Source organism: Microbacterium sp. KSW4-4 (assembly GCF_023091185.1).
GTDB lineage: Bacteria > Actinomycetota > Actinomycetes > Actinomycetales > Microbacteriaceae > Microbacterium > Microbacterium paraoxydans.
Genome location: NZ_JAHWXJ010000001.1, coordinates 995,901 through 1,014,080, shown reverse-complemented (window position 1 = coordinate 1,014,080; position 18,180 = coordinate 995,901). Strand labels below are relative to the sequence as shown.

Sequence of the window (18,180 nt, the reverse complement as noted above, 5' to 3'; positions counted from 1 at the left end):
GCACCCGTGACGCGACCCTGTCATCGTCCGCGGTGGCGGGCGGCCGGACGCTCGGGACCTCTACGCTGAGGAGAGCACAGGAGCTGGAGGGAGTCGGTCGTGACGGAGTCCGAGAAGAAGGTCCGCGCTGTCGTCGCGGTGCCGTTGGCGGAGGAGCTGTGCGGGCTCATCGAGGAGCTCGAGCCGCGGCTCGAGGTCGTCCACGATGCGGCGCTCGTGCCTCCGATGCGCGGCCCTGCAGACTGGTCGGGCGATCCTGACTTCACTCGCACGCCGGAGCAGCAGCGGGCGTTCGACGACCTCGTCGACTCGGCCGACGTCCTCTTCGGCATCCCCGACGTCGACCCCGACGCGCTGGCGCGAACGGTGTCCGCGAACCCGCGGCTGCGGTGGGTCATGACCACGGCGGCCGGCGGCGGGAGCACCGTGAAGGCCGCGGGGCTCGACCGGGCGGATCTCGACCGCATCGTCTTCACCACCAGCGCGGGCGTCCACGGCGGCACGCTCGCCGAGTTCGCCGTCTTCGCGGTGCTCGCCGGGGCGAAGGACCTTCCACGCCTGCGGACGGATCAGGATCGCCGCATCTGGCCCGACCGCTGGGAGATGCGTCAGGTCGACGAGATGACCGTGCTGGTGGTGGGGCTCGGCGGCATCGGCGCGGAGTGCGCCCGCCGGTTCCACGCGCTCGGCGCGCGGGTGTGGGGGACCAGTCGCTCCGGCCGCGCGGTCGAGGGTGTCGACCGTCTCATCGCGCCCGACGAGCTCGTGGGCGCGGTGGGCGAGGTCGACGCGATCGTCGTCACGCTGCCGGGCACCGAGCAGACCAGGCATCTCATCGGCGAGGAGGTCCTGCAGGCGGTGAAGCCCGGGGTCATCCTCACCAACGTCGGACGCGGCAGCGTCGTCGATGAGACGGCGCTTCTCGCCGCGCTCGACGACGGCCGCGTCGGCTTCGCCGGGCTGGACGTCTTCGAGCAGGAGCCGCTGCCCGCCGAGTCCCCGTTGTGGGCGCACCCCCGCGTCCTCGTCAGTCCGCACACCGCGGCGCTCAGCTCGAAGGAAGAGGAGCGCATCGCGCGGCGATTCGCTGAGAACGCCACCCGGCTGCTCGACGGACGCGAGCTGCGTGCAGTGGTCGACACGGTCGAGTTCTACTGAGGATCGACGGCAGGCCGGCATGAGCGTGCGCATCGTCGTGATGGGGCCCAGCGGCTCCGGGAAGTCGACGGTGGGTGCGGCGCTGGCCGAGGATCTCGGGGCGCGCTTCGTGGACGGGGACGACCTGCATCCGCTCACAAACGTCGAGAAGATGGCGGCGGGTATCGCCCTCGACGACGAGGACCGGATGCCGTGGCTGCGGGTGGTCGGACGGACGCTCGCCGCGGAGGCGCACATCGTGGTCGCGTGCTCCGCGCTGCGGCGGCGCTACCGGGATGCCATCAGGGCGGAAGCACCGGACGCCGTTTTCGTCGAGCTCGGCGTGGCACGGGAGACGCTCGCACGGCGGGTCGGCGGTCGCTCCGACCACTTCATGCCGGCCTCGCTGCTCGATTCTCAGCTCGACGCGTGGGAACCGCTGACGGACGACGAGTCGGGGCTCCGGGTCGATGCCGCGCTTCCGCTGAGGCGCGAGGTGGCGGCGATCCGGAAGGCGCTCACCGCGGTGACGGGAGCGCCAGGGGGCGCTCAGTCCTTGCGGTAGCCCGAGCGGCCGAGGGAGAACAGGGCGGCGCCCGTTGCGACGGCGGCGCACAGCGACATGGCGCCGATCACCCAGAGGAGGACGTGAGAGAGGAACGCGGCGTCGAGCATGGAGGTACTCCGAATTTCTGCAGAGGGGACCGGTGTCCTCAGCCTATCGGGTCATCCGGTACCATGGAGTCGTACCTCGGCGAGGGACGCTTCTGCGCGTGCGCGGACGTCCGTGATCGACGCGGCGAAGCAAGCCCGGTGGCTTTCCTCACGCGTCCGCGTTCGAGTCCACAATTCCAAGACCACCGCGCGGCGCCTTCGCTGCGTGCCCGAAGGAGAACCTCATGTCTGAAGACACCACGGTCCACGCCGAGCTGCGCAGCAGCTTCGGCAAGGGCTTCGCCCGTCGTCTGCGCGCCGCCGGCAAGATCCCCGCGGTCATCTACGGCCACGGCACCGAGCCTGTGCACGTCGCGCTGCCGGGTCACCAGGTCTCCCTGATCATCCGTCGCGCCAACGCGCTGCTCGACCTCGACATCGAGGGCACCTCGCAGCTCGCGCTCGTCAAGGACGTGCAGAAGGACCCGGTGCACCAGATCATCGAGCACATCGACCTCCTGGTCGTGAAGAAGGGCGAGAAGGTCGCCATCGACGTCCCCGTCGTCGTGACCGGCGAGCCGGCTCCCGGCACCATCGTCAACCTCGACGCCACGACCATCCAGGTCGAGGCCGAGGCCACGCACATCCCCGAGAACATCGAGGTCTCGGTCGAGGGTCTCGAGGAGGGCGCGCACATCACCGCCGCCGACGTGACCCTCCCGAAGGGCTCGACGCTCCTCACCGACGCCGAGGTCCTCGTGGTCGCCATCTCCGTCCCGGCCGCTCCGGTCGAGGACGAGGAGACCGAGGGCGAGTCCGCCGAGGGCGCCGCCGAGGCGTCCGAGGAGGCCGCCGCGGAGTGATCTCCGCCTGCTTCATCACGGAGGGGACGCGATCGGATCGCGTCCCCTCCGTCGTATCCTGACCGGGGTGACGGCTCCGGCGAGAGAGGACGAGGAATGGCAGCGACCTGGCTCGTGGTCGGTCTCGGCAACCCCGGACCCCGCTATGAGGCGACCCGCCACAACATCGGCCAGATGGTCGTCGACGAGCTCGCGGCCCGGCGCGGCGAGAGCTTCCGGGAGCACAAGGGCGGCGCGCGCGTCGTGGAGACCTGGCTCCGCCCCGGCGCCGACAAGCTCGTGCTCGCGAAGCCGAACACGTTCATGAACGTCTCGGGTACGCCCGTCGCGGCGCTCGCCCGCTTCTACTCCGTCCCCCTCGATCACGTGGTCGTCGTGCACGATGAGCTCGACATCCCGTTCGACACGGTCAAGCTCAAGACCGGGGGAGGCCACGGCGGGCACAACGGCGTCCGCGACATCGCGCGAGCGCTCACGAGCCCGGACTTCCCCCGGGTGCGCGTGGGCATCGGCCGGCCGGTGGGGCGTCAGGACCCCGCCGACTGGGTGCTCTCCCCGTTCGGCAAGGACGAGCGCGCGAACCTGCCCCTCCTCGTGGGCGACGCAGCCGACGCCGTCGAGCTCCTCGTCGACGAGGGGCTGCTCGCCGCGCAGCAGAAGCACCACGCCCCTCGCTGAGGACGCGGCGCGCCGCGTGTCAGGTGGTGAAGGTGGCGTACCCCGCCGCCCCGCCGACGGCGAAAGCGGTGAAGACGGCGACGAAGAAGATGATCGCGCCGAGGACGGCGACGATGAGCGCGGCGATGCCCGCTCCGCGCCCCTGCTTGCGGCGGATCGCGATGATCCCCAGCACGATCGCGGCGATGCCGAGCACCGTCCCGGCCCAGAAGGACAGCTCCGTCCACAGCACCTGGTCGCGCGCGGGGGACAGGAATCCGAGATTGCCCGTGGAGCCGCTGAAGCCCTGCGGGATGCGGCGGCCGACCTCGAACGCGCTGACGCCGCCGATGATCGGCATGACGACGGCCGCGAGGATCGAGAGGCCGAGAGCGAGCAGGCCGAGGAATCCCGAGGGCTTCGGCGCGGCGTCCGGCGCGGTGTACGTGCCGGACGGTGCCGCGTAGCCGCCCACGGGCACCTGATACGCCCCGGGAGGCGCGGCAGGGGGTGCCGGCTGGCCGTATCCGCCGGCGGGCGGGTACGTTGCCGGAGGAGCAGGCGGCGCCGACGGATACGCGGGCGGCGGGACCGCACCGGATGCCGGCTCCTGCGGGACCGAGGTCGCCGGGGGCAGGGGTGGCACGGCGCCGGGCGGAGGGGGCAGCTGCGGATCGGTCACGATGTCATCCTAGGGTCGGCTGCGGCTCACACCCGGCGCAGCAGTCCGACGCGGTCGTACACGTCGGACAGCGTGCGATCGGCGACGGCGTCGGCACGGGCGGCGTTCTCGGCGAGGATCCGGTCGAGCTCCGCCGGGTCGTCGAGGAGCTCGAGGGCACGGTCGCGCACCGGGGCGAACTCCTCCACGACGACCTCGGCGAGGCCCTTCTTGAAGTCGCCGTAGCCGCGGCCCGCGTACTCGTCCTCGATCGCCGGGATCTGACGGCCGGTCAGGGCGGCGTAGATGGTCAGCAGGTTCGAGACGCCGGGCTTGGCCTCCCGATCGAACCGCACGGTGCCCTCGTTGTCGGTCACCGCGCGCATGATCTTCTTCGCCGACTTCGCCGGGTCGTCGAGCATCCACAGCACACCGGCATCGCTCTCGGCCGACTTCGACATCTTCGCCGTCGGGTTCTGCAGGTCGTAGATCCTCGCCGTCTCCTTCTGGATGACCGGGACCGGCACCGTGAAGGTCTCGCCGAACCGCGAGTTGAAGCGCTCCGCGAGGTCGCGGGTGAGCTCTACGTGCTGCTTCTGGTCGTCGCCGACCGGCACGACGTCGGTCTGGTAGAGCAGGATGTCGGCGGCCATGAGCACCGGATAGGTGAAGAGGCCGACGCTGGTCGCATCGGCGCCGTAGCGGGCCGACTTGTCCTTGAACTGGGTCATGCGTCCGGCCTCGCCGAAGCCGGTGATCGTGCTGAGGATCCAGGCGAGCTCGGCATGCGCGCGGACGTGCGACTGCACGTACAGCGTCGACTGCGACGGCTCGATGCCCGCGGCGATGTACTGCGCGGCGGTACGGCGGGTCTTCTCGCGCAGCTCGGCCGGGTTCTGGGCGACCGTGAGGGCGTGCAGGTCGACGACGGAGAAGAACGCGTCGTACGAGGTCTGGAGCTCCCGCCACTGCAGGAGCGCGCCGATGTAGTTGCCGATCTGGAGGGAGTCGGCGGAGGGCTGCATTCCGGAGTAGAGACGAGGCTTGTTCACCCGTCAATCCTATGCGTCTGCGCGGCGAAGCCCGGCGTCGCCGCATCCCCTACGCTGACGTCATGACGGACGGCATGCCCCTGAGACGCGGACAGGTGTTCCTCGATGCCCTGGGCGCGGAAGCGGAGCGTCTCCATCCGGAGATCCTCGCGCAGTACCGCGCTCCGGGGCCGGCGGGGCACGCGGAGGGGATGTTCGCGGTCGCGGGGAGCCGGTTCGGCCGCTGGGCGGCTCTCGCGCGTCCGATCGTCGGACCGGGGCTGTTGGTGCCGACATCGGGACGAGACGTCCGGTTCGTCCTCCGCACGACGACCGGACGCGCGGAGACGGGCCGCGCGACACTGGACTCCACCCGCGAGTTCCTCTTCCCCGGGCGGACCGAACGGATCGTGGACCGGCTGACGGTGAGCGTGCGGCCGGGACTGGTCCGGAATCTCCTCGGCGCCCGCGGCCGCGTGGAGCTCATCGAGGAGTGCAGCGTGACGGCGGAGGGCTTCCTGCGGATGCGCACCGTCCGGGTCGCCCTGCGGTTGTTCGGTCGGCGGTTCGCTCTGCCCGGTCCGCTCGGCGTGCGCGTGGACCTCGTCGACGGCTGGGACGCCGAGCACCGCCGTCGCACCATCGACATGCGCGCCGTGAACCCCGTGCTCGGCACCGTTCTGGAGTATCGCGGATGGTATCGCGAGTCGCCGCCGTCGCCCTCCGAGCGGCCGGAACCGCGTCAGTAGGTGTAGTCGACGACGACCGGCGCGTGGTCGCTCCAGCGCTGGTCATACGCGGCCGCACGGGCCACGTGATACGCCTGGACGCGCTCGGCGAGAGCGGGCGTGGCCAGGTGGTAGTCGATGCGCCATCCCGAGTCGTTGTCGAAGGCCTTCCCGCGCATGGACCACCAGGTGTACGGCCCGTCCACCTCGCCATGGAAGCGGCGGCCGACGTCCACCCAGCCCAGACCGGTGCCGACCGAGCCGTCGACGCCGGTGACCGAGGCCCCGGCCTCACCGAGGAAGCGATCGAAGTAGGCGCGTTCGCGCGGCAGGAAGCCGGCCTTGGTGCGGTTGCCGCGCCAGTTCTTGATGTCGAGCTCGCGGTGCCCCACATTGAGGTCTCCGGTGACGAGCGCGAGGGCGCCGTCGGTGTTCAGACTCGCCAGTCGAGCCTCGAACGCATCGAGGAACTTCCACTTCTCGTCCTGCTTCGGGGTGTCGGCCTCGCCGGAGTGCACGTAGGCGCTGACGACGGTGAGCGGACGGTCGCCGATCAGGAAGTCGGCCTCGATCCAGCGGCCCTTGGAGTCGAAGTCCTCCGGGCCGAAGTCCACCCGGGAGGCGAGCGCGGGGAGGCGGCTGGCGATCGCGACGCCCGCTCGCCCCTTGGCCGTGGCCTCATCGTGAACGAAGGTCCAGCCGGGGAGGGCAGCCTCGATGTGCTCGTCCTGCCCGCGCACCTCCTGAAGGGTGAGGATGTCGATGTCCGCGGCGTCCAGCCACGTGCTCATCCCGTTGCGGGCGGCCGCCCGGATCCCGTTGACATTGACCGAGGCGATACGCAGGTGAGGCATTCCTCCAGCCTAACGAGCACCGCCGACATCGCGGTTCTGACGGTGGTCGAGCTCGGAGAGCAGGCGCTGCGCGAGAGGGGAGGTCGGGGGTGCGGGCGGGGGAGCGGAGGCCTCCAGTCGCGCGACCTCGTCCTCCGCCGCGCGGACGGCGTGCCCGGCGGCCCAGCTCCGGTACCACGGGGCCTCGTCGCGCGCGGCCCGGGCGTCGCGCAAGCGGATCCGTGCCGCGGAGAGCAGCGTGGCGTGTTCGGCCACCCGCCGCTCGGCCTCCGTCGGCAGCAAGAGCGGGAGGTCGCGGTCCTGGGCGGCGACGGCGATCCACGAGGCGGCGACGAGCATGACCACCCCGTTCACCCGGAACCACAGCAGCAGTCCGACGAAGATCGCGAAGGTCGCCAGCAGCGGGTTCGACGGCGTGTAGCTCAACAGGAACCCGACCCCGAACTGCAGCACCGTCATGGCCGCGCCGCCGAGGAGGGCGCCGGGCCAGATGGTGCCCCAGTGCAGCGAGGTGCCGGTGAGGAAGCGCACCATCGCCGCCAGCGCTCCCGTCAGCAGGACGAACGACACCAGGACGGTGCCGATCCGGATGCTGATGTTGAGGCCGTCGGAGCCGGCATCCCAGCCCAGCAGCGACAGCACCCAGCTGAGGACCGCGGCGCTGGCCGAGCTCAGTGCGGAGCCGACGATGAGAGCGACTCCGAAGATGAGAGCGGCGAGCAGGTCGCGCGCCTTGAGGAGGAGGTAGCTGCGCCGGTCGGGCTCGAGGCCGAAGATGTCCCGCACGGCCCGCCGGGAGAAGGTCACCCACCCGATCGCGGTCCAGATCACCGTGCCGAGGGCGATGAGACCGGTGATGCCGAGGAACCCGCTGGTGTTCGAGGCGATCTCCTGCACCTGCGCGGGGGTGAAGACGCCGCCCTCGTCGAGGATGAGGTTCGGGATGTAGTTGTTGATGATGTCGATGAGCCCGTTCACCGCCTCCTCGCTGCCGCCGAGCCAGAGACCCGCGATGGCGAACGCGAGGTAGATCGCGGCGAAGATGGCGAACAGCGCCTGGTAGCTCACCCCGGCGGCGAGCAGGAAGCCGTTGTGCTGCAGGAAGTGCCGCCACACCCGCACCGGGAAGAGGCCGAGGGTACGCCGGGTCAGCGCGGTCGCGCGCTCGACCGCGGCATCGAGGCGACCGTCGGTCGCCGAACCGGGCTCGGACACGCCCCCACCCTACCCAAGCGCGGGCCCCGCCTTCGCGCGCCCTGCCTGCCTCCGCGAGAACAGGCGCAGACACGAGAACAGGCGGCCCCGTCCGGGACCGCCTGTTCTCGCGTGAATGCCTGTGTCGGCGTCAGGGACGGCCGCGGAGGACCGCCTGCTTGACCTCGGCGATGGCCTTGGTGACCTCGATGCCACGGGGGCAGGCCTCGGAGCAGTTGAAGGTCGTGCGGCAGCGCCAGACGCCCTCCTTGTCGTTGAGGATGTCGAGACGCACCGCGGCGTTGTCGTCGCGCGAGTCGAAGATGAAGCGGTGCGCGTTGACGATCGCGGCCGGGCCGAAGTACTGCCCGTCGGTCCAGAACACGGGGCACGACGAGGTGCACGCGGCGCAGAGGATGCACTTGGTGGTGTCGTCGAAGATCTCGCGGTCGGCGATGGACTGCGTGCGCTCCTTGCCCTTCTCCGGCACGGAGTTCGCGACGAGGAACGGCTGCACCTCGCGGTACGACGCGAAGAACGGCTCCATGTCGACGACGAGGTCCTTCTCCAGCGGCAGGCCCTTGATGGCCTCGACGTAGATCGGCTTCGAGATGTCGAGGTCCTTGATCAGCGTCTTGCAGGCCAGGCGGTTGCGGCCGTTGATGCGCATGGCGTCGGAGCCGCAGATGCCGTGCGCGCAGGAGCGGCGGAAGGTCAGCGAGCCGTCGACCTCCCACTTGATCTTGTGCAGGGCGTCGAGGACGCGGTCGGTGGAGTAGAGCTCCACGTCGTAGTCGACCCAGTGCGGCTCGGCGTCGACCTCGGGGTCGAACCGACGGATGTTGAAGGTGACGATGAAGGACTGGATCCCGGTGTCTTCGGTCGTCTCGGCCGGCGCTTCGGCGATGGCGTTCGACATGCTCAGTACTTCCTCTCCATCGGCGGGTAGTTCAACTCGCCCTTGTCGTTCTTGGTGAAGACGACCGGCTTCCAGTCGAGCTTGATGTGGTCGCTCGGGTCGGAGGAGTGCGGGTCGCCCGTGAGGTACGCCATGGTGTGCTTCATGTAGTTCTCGTCGTCGCGCTTCGGGAAGTCGTCGCGCATGTGGCCGCCGCGGCTCTCCTCGCGGTTCTGCGCGGCGTAGACGACGACCTCGGCGATGTCGAGCAGGAAGCCCAGTTCGACGGCCTCGAGCAGGTCGGTGTTGAACCGGTGGCCCTTGTCGTCGACGTGCACGTTCTTGTAGCGCTCGCGGAGCTCCGCGATCACGCCGAGGACGTGCTGCAGCGACTCGTGCGTGCGGAACACCTGCGCGCCCTTGTCCATCTCGTCCTGCAGCGTCTTGCGGAGGACCGCGATCCGCTCGGTGCCCTGGTTGTTGCGCAGGCCCTCGAGCATGTCGGAGACGAAGGCGGCGGGGTTCTCCGGCAGCGGGACGAACTCGGCCGTCTTGACGTACTCGACGGCGTTGCGGCCGGACCGCTTGCCGAACACGTTGATGTCGAGCAGCGAGTTCGTGCCGAGGCGGTTGGCGCCGTGCACCGAGACGCAGGCGCACTCGCCGGCGGCGTAGAGGCCGGGGACGACGGTGTCGTTGTCCGCGAGCACCTCTCCGTTGTTGTTCGTGGGGATGCCGCCCATGGCGTAGTGCGCGGTCGGCATGACGGGCACCGGCTCGACGACCGGGTCGACGCCCAGGTAGGTGCGGGCGAACTCGGTGATGTCGGGGAGCTTGGTCTCCAGCACCTCGGCGCCGAGGTGCGTGCAGTCCAGCAGCACGTAGTCCTTGTGGGGACCGGCGCCGCGGCCCTCCGCGACCTCCTGGACCATGCAGCGCGCGACGATGTCTCGGGGCGCCAGGTCCTTGATGGTGGGGGCGTACCGCTCCATGAAGCGCTCACCCGAGGCGTTGCGCAGGATCGCACCCTCGCCGCGGGCGCCCTCGGTGAGGAGGATTCCGAGGCCGGCGAGGCCGGTCGGGTGGAACTGGAAGAACTCGAGGTCCTCGAGGGGGAGGCCCTTGCGCCAGACGATGCCGACGCCGTCGCCCGTGAGGGTGTGCGCGTTGGAGGTCGTCTTGAAGATCTTGCCGAAACCGCCGGTCGCGAAGATCACGGCCTTGGACTGGAAGACGTGCAGCTCGCCCGTGGCGAGGTCGTAGGCCACCACGCCGGCGATCTGGGTCGCGCCCGCCGCGTCCTTCACGGTGATGAGGTCGAGCACGTAGAACTCGTTGAAGAAGTTGATGCCGAGCTTGACGCAGTTCTGGAACAGCGTCTGCAGGATCATGTGACCGGTGCGGTCGGCGGCGTAGCAGGCGCGGCGGACCGGGGTCTTGCCGTGCTCGGCCGTGTGACCGCCGAAGCGACGCTGGTCGATCTTGCCCTCGGGGGTGCGGTTGAAGGGGAGACCCATGTTCTCGAGGTCGATGACCGCGTCGATGGCCTCCTTCGCGAGGATCTCCGCCGCGTCCTGGTCGACGAGGTAGTCGCCGCCCTTCACGGTGTCGAAGGTGTGCCACTCCCAGGAGTCCTCCTCGACGTTCGCGAGGGCCGCCGCCATACCGCCCTGCGCGGCACCGGTGTGCGAGCGCGTCGGGTACAGCTTGGAGATCACGGCCGTCTTCGCGCCGGGGCCGGCCTCGATGGCCGCCCGCATGCCGGCGCCGCCGGCGCCCACGATGACGATGTCGAACTGGTGGTAGTGCACGCCGTCACGGACGACGGAATCCTGCGTCTGGGTAGTCACTTCTCGTTTGCCTCTTCTTCTAGCCCTGCGCCTGGCAGGTCTCCCACAGCGTGCTCGACTCGGTCACACCCAGGCACGGGTCGAACGTGAAGACGACCAGGGTGCCGAGGAGGATGAGCAGGCCCGCGGCCAGGCCGAGGGCCCAGACGAGCGCCTTGCGGGCGGTGGGGTTGGTCACGTAGTCGTTCACGATCGTCCGCATGCCGTTGGCACCGTGGATGAGCGCGAGCCAGAGCATCAGCACGTCCCACCACTGCCAGAACGGCGTGGCGAACTTGCCGGCGATGAAGGCGAAGTCGAGGGCGTGGATGCCTTCGCCGACCATGAGGTTGACGAAGAGGTGGCCGAAGATCAGCACGACGAGCACGACGCCCGAGACGCGCATGAAGACCCAGCCCCACTTCTCGAGGTTGATCCCGCGCTGGCGGCGGGCCGGGGCGGCGACGGTCTGGGCGGTCATCAGTGTCCTCCTCCGAAGCCGGCGAACGCGAGCATCAGGTGGCGCGGCACGAAGCCGGCCATGATGATGCCCCACACGAGCAGCACGCCCCAGAAGAGCTGGCGCTGGTACTTGGCGCCCTTCGACCAGAAGTCGACGGCGATGATGCGCAGGCCGTTCATGGCGTGGAACACGATGCCCGCCACGAGCACGACCTCACCGATCGCCATGACCGGGTTCTTGTATGTGCCGATGACCGCGTCGTACGCCTCCGGCGACACCCTGATCAGCGCCGTGTCGAGCACGTGCACCAACAGGAAGAAGAAGATGGCGACTCCGGTGATGCGGTGAAGCACCCACGACCACATGCCTTCGCGACCCCGGTAGAGGGTGCCGCGGGGGGTCTTGGACGTGGTTTCCGAAATCGACGGTGTCAAGCGAGCGCTTGTGGACACGGTCGTCCTCCCTGGATCGATGTGTTTCGGTCGCGTGCGCTGCTTCGTCCACATCTGGCCTGGAGGAGGGTCAGGCACGCCCGATCGGTGTCCATCCTATTCCCGCGCGGACGCCCCGGGCGACGAAGGGGAGCCTAAGTCGGACCCGCCGCTACGCTGGCCTGCATGAGCGAGCCGATCGAAGACTTCTACGCGGTCATCCCTGCCGGCGGCATCGGCAGTCGGCTGTGGCCGCTGTCCCGTGCGGACGCCCCGAAGTTCCTGCACGACCTCACCGGGTCCGGGCATTCGCTGCTGCGCGACACGTGGGACCGTCTGGAGCCGCTCGCCGGTCCGGACCGGATCGCCGTGGTCACCGGGCGTGCGCACCGAGCGGCGGTGGAGGCGGAGCTGCCGGGCATCGCCGACCTCAACGTCTTCCTGGAATCCGAGCCCCGCGAGTCCGCGGCGGCGATCGGGCTGGCGGCGGCCGTGCTGCACCGGCGCAACCCGGACGTGATCATCGGCTCGTTCAGTGCCGACCACGTCATCCGGGGCACGCGGGTCTTCGAGTTCGCCGTCCGCGACGCGGTCGAGGTGGCGAGGGAGGGCTACATCTGCACGATCGGCATCGCGCCGACCGAGCCGGCGGTCGGCTTCGGCTACATCAAGAAGGGGCCGGAGCTGGTCGTCGAGCGCGCCAGGGAGGCGGCCCTCGTCGAGAGCTTCGTCGAGAAGCCGGATCTGGAGACGGCCAAGGCCTACCTCGCCGAGCGCACCTACCTGTGGAACGCGGGCATGTTCATCGCGAAGGCGAGCGTCCTGCTGGACGAGCTCGCCGCCAATGAGCCCGCGCTGCACGCCGGTCTGCTCGAACTCGCCGAGGCCTGGGACGACCGGGAGCTCCGCGGGCCCGCCGTCGACCGCATCTGGCCGCGGCTGAAGAAGATCGCGATCGACTACGCCGTCGCGGAGCCGGCGGCGCGGCGGGGGCGCCTCGCCGTGGTCCCCGGGCACTTCGACTGGGACGACGTGGGGGACTTCGCGTCGCTGACGAAGCTCATCACGAACGGCCGCAAGAACGACCTCGCCGTCCTCGGGCCCCGTGCCCGGGTACTCACCGACGCGGCCAGCGGCATCCTCGTCAGCCAGACCACGCGCGTGATCAGCCTCGTCGGCGTGCAGGACATCGTCGTGGTCGACACCCCCGACGCTCTCCTGGTCACGACGGTCGAGAACGCGCAGCGGGTGAAGGGCGTGGTGGAGTCGTTGAAACTCAACGGACAGGGCGATGTGCTCTGATGAGCACCGGCGCGTGCTCATCGGCAGGGTTGATTTCAGCTTTGTAACCATTGGCCCGGCCGCCCGGGGCCGACGTGCACGAACGTCGAAACACTAGGTAACTTTGATCGATCCGCGATGGCCGCGGGTTCGTTGAGGGAGGCATCCGTGACCATCTCCACCACCAAGAAGCTGCTCGGCGCGACGGTCGCCGCCGGTGTCGTCTTCGCTCTTGCCGGCTGCGGTCAGGCGCCGACCGACGAGTCCGAGGGCGGATCCGCCCCCGTCGACTCCGACTTCAAGCCCTGCCTCATTTCCGACGCCGGCGGCTGGAACGACAAGTCGTTCAACCAGTCGGCCAAGGAGGGCATGGACAGCGCCGCCGAAGAGCTCGGCATCAAGCCGCTGGAGTTCGAGTCCGCGAACGACAACGACTACGCGCCGAACCTCGAGACCGCCGTCTCCGAGGGCTGCTCGCTCATCGTCTCGGTCGGCTTCAAGCTGTCCGCCGCCACGGTCGAGTCCGCGCTCGCGAACCCCGACATCGACTACGCGATCATCGACGACTGGGCCGACAACGACTTCGACGGCACCACCGACGCGCCGAACATCAAGCCCCTCGTCTTCGACACCGCCCAGGCCGCCTACCTCGGTGGCTACGCGGCGGCCGCCTGGTCCGCTGAGGCCGGCGTGAACAAGGTCGGCACCTTCGGCGGCATGCAGATCCCGTCGGTCGCGGTCTTCATGGACGGCTACCAGCTCGGCGTCGAGAAGTACAACGAGGACAAGTCGGCCGACGTCCAGGTCTTCGGTTGGGACGCCGCCACCCAGAAGGGCTCCTTCACGGGCGGCTTCGACGCCAACGACACCGCCAAGCAGACCGCCCAGGGCGTGCTCGACCAGGGTGTCGACGTCATCCTCCCCGTCGGCGGCCCGGTCTACCAGAGCGCCGCAGCGGCGATCAACGACAGCGGCAAGGACACGCTGATGCTCGGTGTCGACAGCGACCTCGCCGTCGCCGACCCCAGCGTCGCCGACATCACGCTCGTCTCGATCATGAAGGCCATCGACGTGGCCGTCCGCGACGCGACGCTCGCGGCCGCCGCCGGCGAGTTCGACCCGGAGCCCTACATCGGCACGCTCGAGAACGAGGGCGTCAAGCTGTCCGGCTTCGGCGACTTCGAGGCGGACCTGCCCGAGGGCCTGACGGACGAGCTGTCCGCTCTGCAGGAGCAGATCATCTCCGGTGACATCACGGTGGAGTCCGAGAACTCTCCCACCCGCTGAGTCGGAGCCGTACCCAGCACGGGGCGAGTGGCGCAGGCTGCCACTCGCCCCGCACTGTGGGCGGCGACGATTCTCCTCCGTGACTCTTCTGGATAAGGTGCAGATATGAAGCTCGAACTTCGCGGCATCACCAAGCGATTCGGCAGCCTCGTGGCGAACGACCACATCGATCTCGTGGTCGAACCCGGTCAGATCCACGCTCTCCTCGGCGAGAACGGCGCAGGCAAGTCGACGCTGATGAACGTGCTCTACGGCCTGTATCAGGCCGACGAGGGCGAGATCCTCCTCGACGACGTCGTGCAGCACTTCCGCGGCCCGGGCGACGCGATGGCCGCCGGCATCGGCATGGTGCACCAGCACTTCATGCTCGTGCCGGTGTTCACGGTGGCCGAGAACGTCATGCTCGGTCACGAGCAGACCAAGGGCCTCGGCACGCTGGACATCGCGAAGGCCCGCGAGCACGTGCGCGCGGTCGCCGCACGGTTCGGGTTCGACATCGATCCGGACGCCGTCGTCGGCGACCTGCCGGTGGGTGTGCAGCAGCGCGTCGAGATCATCAAGGCGCTGTCCCGCGACGCCAAGGTCCTCGTCTTCGACGAGCCGACCGCCGTGCTGACGCCGCAGGAGACCGACGAGCTCATGGCGATCATGCGCCAGCTCCGGGACGAGGGCACCGCGATCGTCTTCATCACGCACAAGCTGCGCGAGGTGCGCGAGGTCGCCGACCGCATCACGATCGTCCGGCTCGGTCGGGTGGTGGGGGAGGCCTCGCCGACCGCCACCAACGCCGAACTGGCATCGCTGATGGTCGGCCGCGCGGTCGAGCTGACCGTGCACAAGGAGGCTCCGCGGCTGGGCGAGGGCGGCCTGGAGGTCCGCAACCTCCGCGTGCTCACCGCCACCGGAGCCATCGTCGTCGACGACGTCGACTTCACCGTGCGACCCGGCGAGGTCCTCGCCGTCGCCGGTGTGCAGGGCAACGGCCAGACCGAGCTCGTCGAGGCCATCGTCGGCCTCGCCGCACGCGTCGAGGGGAACATCATCCTCGACGGCACCGAGCTCGTGGGCAAGAGCGTCCGCGGCATCCTCGACGCCGGTGTCGGGTTCGTCCCGGAGGACCGCACCGAGGACGGCCTCGTCGCCGGATTCTCGGTCGCCGAGAACCTCATCCTCGACCGCTCAGACGATCCCGCGTTCAGCCGGGCCGGGACGCTGCGCCGCGGCGCCCTGGAGGACTTCGCCAAGGAGCGCATCGCAGAGTACGACATCCGCACGCAGGGCCCGGACACCCCCGCGGGCACCCTCTCCGGAGGCAACCAGCAGAAGGTCGTGATCGCGCGCGAGATGAGCCGCGAACTGCGGCTCTTCGTCGCCGCGCAGCCGACCCGCGGGGTGGACGTGGGCTCGATCGAGTTCATCCACAAGCGCATCATCGAGACGCGGGACGCGGGCATCCCCGTGATCGTCGTCTCGACCGAGCTCGACGAGGTCGCCGCCCTCGCCGACCGGATCGCGGTCATGTACCGCGGCACCATCGTCGGCATCGTCCCCGGTGACACGCCCCGGGAGACACTCGGACTCATGATGGCCGGAGCGGCCGATGCGGAGGTGACCGCGTGAGCGGCGCGACACCCGGTGCAGGAGACGTCACGAAGGGTCTGCCTCCCGAGCAGCTCCCGCCCAGCACGGGCCTCGCGGAGGAGGTGCCCCCGCCCCCGCGCGGCAACGTCGTCCTCAAGGAGATCCTCCGCGGCAGCGCCGTCACGACGATCCTGGCGATCGTCCTCGCGCTCATCGTCGGCGGCATCCTCATCGCGTTCACCAACGAAGACGTGCAGAAGGCCTCCGGGTACTTCTTCGCCAAGCCGAGCGACACGTTCGTCGCGGCCTGGAACGCGGTCTACAACGGCTACGAGGCGCTGTTCCGCGGAGCGATCTTCAACGCCCGCGGCGCCGACTTCGCCGCGCAGATCCGTCCGCTGACGAACACGCTGGGCTTCGCGGCTCCGCTGATCGCCGCCGGTCTGGGCGTCGCGCTCGCGTTCCGCGTCGGTCTGTTCAACATCGGCGCCCGGGGTCAGATGCTTGTCGGTGTCGCGGTCGCGGCCCTGCTGACCTTCAACCTCGACCTGCCGATCTGGTTCCACCTCCCCGTCACGCTGCTGGCCGGTATCGCCGGCGGGGCGCTCTGGGGCGGCATCGCGGGTCTCATCAAGGCTCGCACGGGCGCGCACGAGGTGATCCTCACGATCATGCTCAACTACATCGCGTACTACCTGCTGCTGTGGATGATCCGCACGCCCGGGCTCCTGCAGAAGCCGGGGACCAACCAGGCGCTCGGCTCGGCCACGCCGGAGAGCGCGCAGTTCCCGACCCTGCTCGGCCCGCAGTTCCCGCTGCTCGACCTCGGCTTCGTCATCGTGGTCATCGCGACGGTGTTCGTGTGGTGGCTCATCGAGCGCTCCTCGCTGGGTATGCGCATGCGCGCGGTGGGGGAGAACCCGCACGCCGCTCGCGCCGCGGGCATCAGCGTCAAGCGCGTCTACGTCTACGCGATGCTCTTCGCGGGTGCCCTCGCCGGCCTCGCCGGGATGAACCAGCTCCAGGGCGCCGTCACCACCGGCGTCACCGAGACCATCGACGCCGGCATCGGCTTCGACGCCATCACGGTCGCCCTCCTCGGGCGCAGCCGCGCGTGGGGGACCTTCGCAGCCGGAATCCTGTTCGGCGCCCTCAAGGCGGGCTCGTTCTCCATGCAGGCGCAGGACATCCCCGTCGACATCGTGCTCGTCGTGCAGTCGCTCGTCGTGCTGTTCATCGCCGCGCCGCCGCTGCTGCGCACGGTGTTCTTCCTCCCCAAGTCCGACGCAGAGAAGGCGGCCAAGGCGAGAGCCAAGGCCGCGAAGAAGGCGGTGACGGCATGATGTCGCTCGTGCAGACCGAAGCCGCCGACGGCACGGTGCAGCTCGCCACCGTCCGGGAGCGCCACCTCAAGGCGCCGATCAGCCTCGCGGTCGTCACCGCGCTGCTGGCGGTGCTCTTCCTCGCCGTGCCGCGCAGCGGTATCAGCACCTTCCGGCTCGGCGACCGCACGTCGGCCTTCGAGCTCCCCGACGTGGAGCTTCCCACCGCGCCGACCTTCTGGGTGGTCTTCGCCGTGCTCGTCGTCCTCACGGTCGGGGCCTTCCTCCGGGCATGGACGTACCGTCCGCCGTCGATCTGGCTCATCGTGGCGTACGGCGTGCTCGCGGTGTTCGCGTTCCTCGTCTGGGCCGCGGCCGGGGGCCTCGTCCCCGTCACGAGCCTCCTCTTCGGTGCCGTGTCGCTGTCGGTGCCGCTCGTGTTCGGCGCGCTCGGCGGTGTCATCGGCGAGCGGGCCGGTGTCGTCAATGTGGCCATCGAGGGACAGCTGCTCCTCGGCGCCTTCTCGGCGGCGCTGCTGTCCAGCATCACCGGCAACGCCTTCGTGGGCCTCATCGGCGCCATGATCGGCGGTGTGCTCGTCGCGAGCGTGCTGGCGGCGTTCGCGATCAAGTACCTCGTCGAGCAGGTCATCGTCGGTGTCGTGCTCAACGTCCTCGTCACGGGCCTCACCGGATTCCTCTACGGCGCGCTCCTGGCCCCGAACGAGGCCGAGCTGAACACCCCGGTGCGCTTCTCCCGCATCGAGATCCCGGTGCTGAGCGACATCCCGATCATCGGTCCGGTGCTGTTCAACCAGACCTTCATCGTGTACCTCATGTTCATCACCGTGGCCGTCGTCGCGTGGGGCCTGTACCGCACCAAGTGGGGCCTGCGCCTCCGCGCAGTGGGCGAGCACCCGCAGGCGGCCGACACGGTCGGCATCCGGGTGAACCCGACGCGGTTCTGGAACGTGCTGCTCGCAGGCGCGATCGCCGGCATCGGCGGCGCGTACTTCACCCTCGTCTCGGTCCCGCAGTTCGGCAAAGAGATGACGGCCGGGCTCGGCTTCATCGCCCTCGCCGCGGTGATCTTCGGACGCTGGGACCCGATCCGCGCGACGCTCGCGGCCCTGCTCTTCGGCTTCGCGACGAACCTGCAGAACCTGCTCTCGATCCTGAAGACGCCCATCCCCGGCGAGTTCATGCTCATGCTGCCGTACGTGGTCACGCTTCTCGCGGTCGCCGGGTTCGCCGGACAGATCCGGGGTCCTGCCGCCAGCGGCAAGCCGTACATCAAGTCGTAGAACCC

At 69.6% G+C, this 18,180-nt stretch carries 19 protein-coding genes; 10 read left to right on the top strand and 9 right to left on the bottom strand.

The features are described from left to right. Positions 1–99: 99 nt before the first annotated feature. Positions 100–1,158, top strand: a complete 1,059-nt coding sequence (locus KZC57_RS05020; RefSeq protein ID WP_247641182.1) for a D-2-hydroxyacid dehydrogenase — start codon at positions 100–102, stop codon at positions 1,156–1,158. A 19-nt stretch (positions 1,159–1,177) separates the two neighbouring features. Beyond that, positions 1,178–1,702, top strand: coding sequence for a gluconokinase (locus KZC57_RS05015; RefSeq protein WP_105950185.1), 525 nt, complete (start codon positions 1,178–1,180; stop codon positions 1,700–1,702). On the opposite strand, the gene KZC57_RS16360 is transcribed toward KZC57_RS05015, so the two are convergent. Further along, positions 1,687–1,812: a hypothetical protein gene (locus KZC57_RS16360; RefSeq protein ID WP_255218687.1), complete on the bottom strand. Its 126-nt coding sequence runs from the start codon at positions 1,810–1,812 to the stop codon at positions 1,687–1,689. The genes KZC57_RS05015 and KZC57_RS16360 overlap by 16 nt on opposite strands. A gap of 224 nt (positions 1,813–2,036) precedes the next feature. Between KZC57_RS16360 and KZC57_RS05010 the strand changes: the two genes are divergently transcribed. Further along, positions 2,037–2,654, top strand: a complete 618-nt coding sequence (locus KZC57_RS05010) for a 50S ribosomal protein L25/general stress protein Ctc (protein WP_025105648.1) — start codon at positions 2,037–2,039, stop codon at positions 2,652–2,654. Positions 2,655–2,750: 96 nt separating this feature from the next. After that, positions 2,751–3,332 carry an aminoacyl-tRNA hydrolase gene (gene pth, locus KZC57_RS05005; RefSeq protein ID WP_025105649.1) on the top strand — a complete coding sequence of 194 codons (582 nt, stop codon included), beginning with the start codon at positions 2,751–2,753 and terminating at the stop codon, positions 3,330–3,332. Between the two features lie 19 nt (positions 3,333–3,351). On the opposite strand, the gene KZC57_RS05000 is transcribed toward pth, so the two are convergent. Together KZC57_RS05000 and trpS are read right to left on the bottom strand one after the other, a co-directional pair. Next, a complete protein-coding gene (locus tag KZC57_RS05000; RefSeq protein WP_217584134.1) occupies positions 3,352–3,993 on the bottom strand; it encodes a hypothetical protein in 642 nt (213 codons plus the stop codon). 26 nt (positions 3,994–4,019) lie between these two features. Further along, complete coding sequence (trpS, locus tag KZC57_RS04995; RefSeq protein WP_082749972.1) at positions 4,020–5,024, bottom strand: tryptophan--tRNA ligase; 1,005 nt, start codon at positions 5,022–5,024, stop codon at positions 4,020–4,022. 62 nt (positions 5,025–5,086) lie between these two features. Between trpS and KZC57_RS04990 the strand changes: the two genes are divergently transcribed. Then, the gene (locus tag KZC57_RS04990) at positions 5,087–5,752 is read left to right on the top strand and encodes a DUF4166 domain-containing protein (protein ID WP_247641181.1); all 666 of its coding nucleotides are present in this window, start codon (positions 5,087–5,089) and stop codon (positions 5,750–5,752) included. On the opposite strand, the gene KZC57_RS04985 is transcribed toward KZC57_RS04990, so the two are convergent. The 6 genes from KZC57_RS04985 to sdhC form a co-directional block, all read right to left on the bottom strand. After that, on the bottom strand, positions 5,746–6,585 hold the full coding sequence (locus KZC57_RS04985; RefSeq protein WP_060921487.1) for an exodeoxyribonuclease III: 840 nt from the start codon (positions 6,583–6,585) through the stop codon (positions 5,746–5,748). The two genes, KZC57_RS04990 and KZC57_RS04985, sit on opposite strands and share 7 nt — an antisense overlap. A 9-nt stretch (positions 6,586–6,594) precedes the next feature. Beyond that, on the bottom strand, positions 6,595–7,800 hold the full coding sequence (locus KZC57_RS04980; protein WP_105950180.1) for a YihY/virulence factor BrkB family protein: 1,206 nt from the start codon (positions 7,798–7,800) through the stop codon (positions 6,595–6,597). A 130-nt stretch (positions 7,801–7,930) separates the two neighbouring features. After that, positions 7,931–8,698 (bottom strand): succinate dehydrogenase iron-sulfur subunit, encoded by a 768-nt coding sequence (locus tag KZC57_RS04975; protein WP_025105655.1) that lies wholly within the window; start codon positions 8,696–8,698, stop codon positions 7,931–7,933. Positions 8,699–8,700: 2 nt separating this feature from the next. Further along, positions 8,701–10,527: a succinate dehydrogenase flavoprotein subunit gene (sdhA, locus tag KZC57_RS04970; RefSeq protein ID WP_060921489.1), complete on the bottom strand. Its 1,827-nt coding sequence runs from the start codon at positions 10,525–10,527 to the stop codon at positions 8,701–8,703. 19 nt (positions 10,528–10,546) lie between these two features. Then, complete coding sequence (locus KZC57_RS04965; protein WP_060921490.1) at positions 10,547–10,987, bottom strand: succinate dehydrogenase hydrophobic membrane anchor subunit; 441 nt, start codon at positions 10,985–10,987, stop codon at positions 10,547–10,549. After that, a complete protein-coding gene (sdhC, locus tag KZC57_RS04960) occupies positions 10,987–11,421 on the bottom strand; it encodes a succinate dehydrogenase, cytochrome b556 subunit (RefSeq protein WP_082758508.1) in 435 nt (144 codons plus the stop codon). The genes KZC57_RS04965 and sdhC overlap by 1 nt, the downstream gene beginning before the upstream one ends. 165 nt (positions 11,422–11,586) lie before the next feature. On the opposite strand from sdhC, the gene KZC57_RS04955 reads away from it, so the two are divergent. The 5 genes from KZC57_RS04955 (at position 11,587) to KZC57_RS04935 (ending at position 18,175) form a co-directional block, all read left to right on the top strand. Further along, positions 11,587–12,702 (top strand): mannose-1-phosphate guanylyltransferase, encoded by a 1,116-nt coding sequence (locus KZC57_RS04955; protein WP_060921492.1) that lies wholly within the window; start codon positions 11,587–11,589, stop codon positions 12,700–12,702. Positions 12,703–12,849: 147 nt separating this feature from the next. Beyond that, a complete protein-coding gene (locus tag KZC57_RS04950) occupies positions 12,850–13,968 on the top strand; it encodes a BMP family ABC transporter substrate-binding protein (RefSeq protein ID WP_217584132.1) in 1,119 nt (372 codons plus the stop codon). A 105-nt stretch (positions 13,969–14,073) separates the two neighbouring features. Beyond that, positions 14,074–15,588 carry an ABC transporter ATP-binding protein gene (locus tag KZC57_RS04945; RefSeq protein ID WP_025105661.1) on the top strand — a complete coding sequence of 505 codons (1,515 nt, stop codon included), beginning with the start codon at positions 14,074–14,076 and terminating at the stop codon, positions 15,586–15,588. After that, on the top strand, positions 15,585–16,892 hold the full coding sequence (locus KZC57_RS04940; RefSeq protein ID WP_060921495.1) for an ABC transporter permease: 1,308 nt from the start codon (positions 15,585–15,587) through the stop codon (positions 16,890–16,892). The genes KZC57_RS04945 and KZC57_RS04940 overlap by 4 nt, the downstream gene beginning before the upstream one ends. After that, positions 16,892–18,175: an ABC transporter permease gene (locus tag KZC57_RS04935; protein WP_374206608.1), complete on the top strand. Its 1,284-nt coding sequence runs from the start codon at positions 16,892–16,894 to the stop codon at positions 18,173–18,175. The genes KZC57_RS04940 and KZC57_RS04935 overlap by 1 nt, the downstream gene beginning before the upstream one ends. The last annotated feature ends 5 nt before the right edge of the window (positions 18,176–18,180 follow it).